The 4,627-nt window shown below is 69.9% G+C and carries 5 protein-coding genes and 1 pseudogene; 2 read left to right on the top strand and 4 right to left on the bottom strand.

Features of this window, described 5'->3' with window-relative positions; genetic code table 11:
* Nucleotides 1-171: 171 nt before the first annotated feature.
* Nucleotides 172-996 (bottom strand): AraC family transcriptional regulator, encoded by an 825-nt coding sequence (locus tag ACWEKM_RS45860; RefSeq protein ID WP_451627255.1) that lies wholly within the window; start codon nucleotides 994-996, stop codon nucleotides 172-174.
* A gap of 92 nt (nucleotides 997-1,088) precedes the next feature.
* On the opposite strand from ACWEKM_RS45860, the gene merB reads away from it, so the two are divergent.
* Nucleotides 1,089-1,799, top strand: coding sequence for an organomercurial lyase (gene merB / locus ACWEKM_RS45865; RefSeq protein ID WP_451627256.1), 711 nt, complete (start codon nucleotides 1,089-1,091; stop codon nucleotides 1,797-1,799).
* Between the two features lie 269 nt (nucleotides 1,800-2,068).
* Nucleotides 2,069-2,989: a recombinase family protein gene (locus ACWEKM_RS45870; protein ID WP_451627257.1), complete on the top strand. Its 921-nt coding sequence runs from the start codon at nucleotides 2,069-2,071 to the stop codon at nucleotides 2,987-2,989.
* 50 nt (nucleotides 2,990-3,039) lie between these two features.
* Here the strand turns inward: ACWEKM_RS45870 and ACWEKM_RS45875 are convergent, their stop codons facing one another.
* The 3 genes and pseudogenes from ACWEKM_RS45875 to ACWEKM_RS45885 form a co-directional block, all read right to left on the bottom strand.
* Entirely contained in the window at nucleotides 3,040-3,180 is a 141-nt protein-coding gene (locus ACWEKM_RS45875; RefSeq protein ID WP_451627258.1) for a hypothetical protein, read from the bottom strand.
* Between the two features lie 121 nt (nucleotides 3,181-3,301).
* The gene (locus ACWEKM_RS45880) at nucleotides 3,302-3,946 is read right to left on the bottom strand and encodes a C39 family peptidase (protein WP_451627259.1); all 645 of its coding nucleotides are present in this window, start codon (nucleotides 3,944-3,946) and stop codon (nucleotides 3,302-3,304) included.
* Between the two features lie 80 nt (nucleotides 3,947-4,026).
* Nucleotides 4,027-4,566: pseudogene (locus ACWEKM_RS45885) on the bottom strand (IS6 family transposase); the annotation flags it as partial.
* Between the last annotated feature and the right edge of the window lie 61 nt (nucleotides 4,567-4,627).

The following is a 4,627-nucleotide window of genomic DNA, read 5'->3' on the forward strand; positions in this document are numbered from 1 at the left end:
CGGCGGGGAAAAGGTCAACGGGAGGCGTCGGCACGTCATCACGGACAGTGTCGGTCTGCTGCTGATGGTGCTGGTGACGGCCGCGAACGTGACCGACCGGCACCGGGCAAGGACGGGCGGCAGCGTGGTGGCGCCGGGTCCCCGGGTATGTGCCGGTCGTTGAGCAGCGTGTCATGCCGTGCGGTAGGCGGCGGGCGTGATGCCGTAGGTGCGGGTGAACCATCGAGTGAGGTGGGCCTGGTCGGCGAAGCCGGTCTCGGCGGCAGCCGAGGCCGGTGTCATCCCCTCGGCGAGGAGTGCGCGGGCTCGGCGCAGCCGCAGATCGCGCTGGTAGTCGCTGGGGGCGAAGCCGTAGGTGGTGCGGAAGGCCCGGTACAGCGTGAAGCGGCTGCATCCGGCCGCTCGCGCCAGGTCGTCGGCGGAGATGTTGTCGGCGAACCGCTGCCGCAGGAGACGGCGGGCCCGGTCCAGGGCGGCGAGGTCCGTGCGGCCCGGCCGGTCCGGCACAGGTGTGGGCTTCGTCGACGCGTGACGGCTCAGGAGCAGGACGGCGGCGGTGAGGCGTTCCTCGACGACCAGGCGGGGCGCGTTCTCGGTGACCGCGGCGTGGAGGCGGGCGACGGCTCGGGCCAGGGCGGGGTTGTCCACGACCGGGGTGTCGAAGAGTGGCAGCCCGGCCGTGCCGGGCGCGGCGTCGGCGAGTACGTCTCGGACGTGGTCTTCGCCCAGGTGCAGCACCCGGTAGCGGTAGCCGTCGTGGACGGCCGACTGCCCGTCGTGAGGGTCGTCCGGATTGAACGCCATGACCAGCCCAGCCGCGCTGACGTACCGCCCTCCCCTGCACACGAAAGACTGCGCACCGTGATCGGTCACTCCGAACGAGTACGTGTCGTGGGCGTGCATCGGATACGCGTACCGCTCGAAGCGGGCGTCCAGGGCTTCCAGCGCCAGCCCGGGAACCCGCCAGTAGGCGGCGCGCTCTCCGGAAGACGTCATGTCCCCATTATCCCGCACGAGCGTTCAAGCCCCCGCCCCTGCCCAGGGCGCACGCTGGACTCATCGCCTCCAGCAGCGAAGGAACCACACGCATGACCGAGAACGCCTCGACAGCACCGGCGAGCCCCGACGAAACCGAGAAGGTGCGCCTGGCCTTCTACCACGGATTCGCTCGCACCGGACGCGCACCGAGCGTCCCGGAGCTCTCCGCACTCACCGCACTCGCCCCCGATCGGGTACGCCAGGAACTTCGCACCCTCCACGCACGCCACGACCTGGTCCTGGACCCGCAGGACGAAGACCAGATCGTGATGGCCCACCCCTTCGCCTCCGTACCACTCGGCTTCTCCGTCATGGGGACGACGCGCACCCTGTGGTGGGGCGGCTGCGCCTGGGACTCGTTCGCCCTGCCCCACCTGCTCAAGGACGAGCCCGACGTCCTGGTCGCCACCCGCTGCCCGGCCTGCGACAGCCCGCACGCCTGGGTCGTCGGCCGCCAGGCGCCCCCGAAGGGCGACCAGGTGGCCCACTTCCTCACCCCCATGAGCCGGGCCTGGGACGACGTCGTACACACCTGCGGCAACCAGCGCCTCTTCTGCTCCACCGACTGCGTCGACACCTGGCTGCACAAGGCGGGGCACGAGCGCGGCTACGTCATGGACCTGACCACGCTGTGGCGCTTCGCCAGCGACTGGTACACCGGACGCCTGGACGCGGGCTATGTCCGCCGTGACCCCGCCGCCGCAGCCTCCTACTTCGCCGAAGTCGGCCTGCACGGCTCCTTCTGGGGCCTGCCCGACTGAGATCCGCACTCCGTCCTGCGCTCAGCGCGGACCATCGCCCGGCCAAGCCTCCGACCATGAAGTGCAGCATCTCGGCCGATACAGGTGCGTGGTCCTGGTCGGAGTGCCAGAGGATGTGGGGTCGGTGACGGCGGCACGTGCACGATCAGCGCTGCGCCGTTACTGGGCGGGCCTGGCCACGCGGATCGTGGCCGCCATCCCCCACGTGCTACAGGCGCAACGTTTGCTGACAGCTAGGGTCGAATGCGACCACCGACACGGGGAGCAGCATGGCCAACCTGGTCTACAAGAGGGTGTCGACCGATCAGCAGTCGACCGACCGTCAGAACCTTGTCCTGGCCGAGGCCGACATCGAGGAGCCGGTCACGTTCGAGGAGGAGGGCGGCGCCTCCAGCCGCCTCCACCCACTGGAGCGCCCGAAGTTCGGCGAGCTGCTGACGTACGCGCGGCCGGGCGACACCGTGCATATCTCCGAGATGTTTCGACTGGTCCGTGGCACCCAGCACATCCTCGACGTGCTCGACGTCCTGCACCGCGACCGCCTCGCCCTGCGCATCCATGATGGCGCGTTCTCCGCGATGGACCTCACCGCCCGCCACCCGCGTACCGGCGAGCTGCTGTCCACCGTGAAGTTCATGGTGCAGACCCTCGCCGCCGCCGGCGAACTCCAGCGCGACCTACAGCGGGAGCTGACCTACGACGGACTGCGGGCCGCCGAGGCCAAGGGCAGCAAGGGCGGGCGCCGCCCCGCCGTCCCGGCCGCGAACACCGAGAGCGTCCGTACCGCGTACCTGGAAGGCCGGTCCATCGCGGCCCTCGCCCGCGAGCACAGTGTCAGCCGCGGCGCCATCCGCACCGCTGTCGTGGACCTCCTGCCCGAGTACACGGCCGCCGACCCGTGCGCCCCGGCCCCGGAACAGCCAGTGGTCCTCGACATGCCGGGCAAGGTCGCCGACTTCCTCCGCGCCGCCGAACTGGAGCCCGTCGAGCGCGCCACGCTCGACCAGGGCGTGACTGTACGGCGCGGCCAGGGCTACACCCTTCGCGTCACTGCCGTGCCCGCGGTCCACCGCCAACTCCTCGACCGCTGCCAGCCCCTCGACGGCACCGCGGCGGTCCCGGCCCAGCGCAAGGCCCGCCGCGAGTACGAGAACCGCGTCAACGCACACCCGGTTGCCAGCCCGCGTTGAGCGGAGCGAGCACCACACCCGCCAAGATCAAGTACTGGCGGCTTTTGGGCTTACCTCGGCGCCACCCCTTCCAACACCGCCTCCGCGTCCGCGAGTTCAGCAGCGATCCGCTCCATCACGACGCGAAGCTCCTCCGCCCGCACCCGGACAGCTGCCTCCCGCTCCTCCAGCAACCCCATCACCGACGGCATCGGTCATCTCCACATCACTGAGAACGGACTGATCACCCGAACTCTCCCGCAGCGACACCGAAACCACGCCCGAACAGCGGAAACTCAACGCTCGCATCCGGAAAGACAACGGCTTCTGAGATCACGCCGCTCTGAAAGCGCCCTGGTTGTTTGGAGCGCGGTCCAGGACGATGCCGCGGTGGGCATAGAAGCGGTCCAGGGTCTTCAGCGGCAGGGTGACGAACTGCTGGGACCGGCCATGGAAGCCGGAAGGGTTGTGCACGGTCAGGGTGCCGGGCGCGGTGCCGACGGCCAGGACCAGGTGGCCGCCGGTATGGGGCGGGGTGGTGTCAGACGTGCGCACGGAGGGGTGAACCGACAGCATCACTAGGTGTCCGGCGCGGATGTGGCCGGCAACCTGGTGCAGGGGAAAGTCGGTGTGGATCTGCGCGTCGAGGGCGTGGTGGCGCCGGGTGTGGGCGGCGAAGGGAGTGTAGATGAGGCCGTCGAGGCCGCCGTCAGGGCGGTGGACGTATGCGCCGACGGCGGTGTAGTCGCGGGCGAGATCCATCGCACGGGGCGGGGATGCGCGGGTGTAGTGATGCAGGGCCATGCGCAGGCAGGCCATGCCGCACAGGCGTCGGGACCACCATGCGTATTCGTCGGGGGTGGTGGCGCCGGATGCGGCCCAGGCGGGGTCGTGGGCCGCCGAAACCTGGCCGGTGATGATCTGCTCGACGAGTTCGGGGGTCTCCCACTGTGCGTAGTACGGCACGGGATGGACCACGACACCGGTATCGGTGCGTGGCGGGGTTCCGGGGTGAGCGTCGGTAGTCAGCGCTGGTCCTTCCGGGTGGGTGTGGCGGCGCGTTCGCGCTGCCGGGTGGGCTGGTGGGAGTTCTCGGCCCGGTTGTTCAGGCCCTTGTGGGAACGGTGCTCGACGGAGGGCATGACCCCGCGGTGGACCGCGCCGTAGGAGCGCAGCTTGTCGGTGACCATCACCCGCGGCACCGAGCAGGTCTTCTTGAGCAGTTTGCGGAGGAAGCGCCGGGCCGCGGCCTTGTCCCTTCGGCTCTGGACCAGGATGTCGAGCACGTTGCCGTCGGCGTCCACGGCGCGCCACAGGTACTTCAGCTCACCGTTGATCTTGATGAAGACCTCGTCCAGGTGCCATTTGTCCCCAGGCCAGGGCCGCCTCCGGCGCAGGCCGTTGGCGTAGACCTGCCCGAACTTCGCACACCGGCGGCGGACCGTCTCGTGGGAGACGAGCACGCCGCGCTCGAGCATCAGCTCCTCGATCTCCCGGAACGACGGCGGGAAGCGGAAGTACAGCCACACGCAGTGGGAGATGATCTCCACCGGGTACCGGTGCCCCTTGTACGACGGCGCCGCGCTCCCCGCGACGATCCCCCTCCACCGTGATCAACTCGAACATCCTCCCACGCCATTCGCCAACGTGACAGTGCCG

The sequence above is a fragment of the Streptomyces sp. NPDC004752 genome (genome assembly GCF_053601275.1).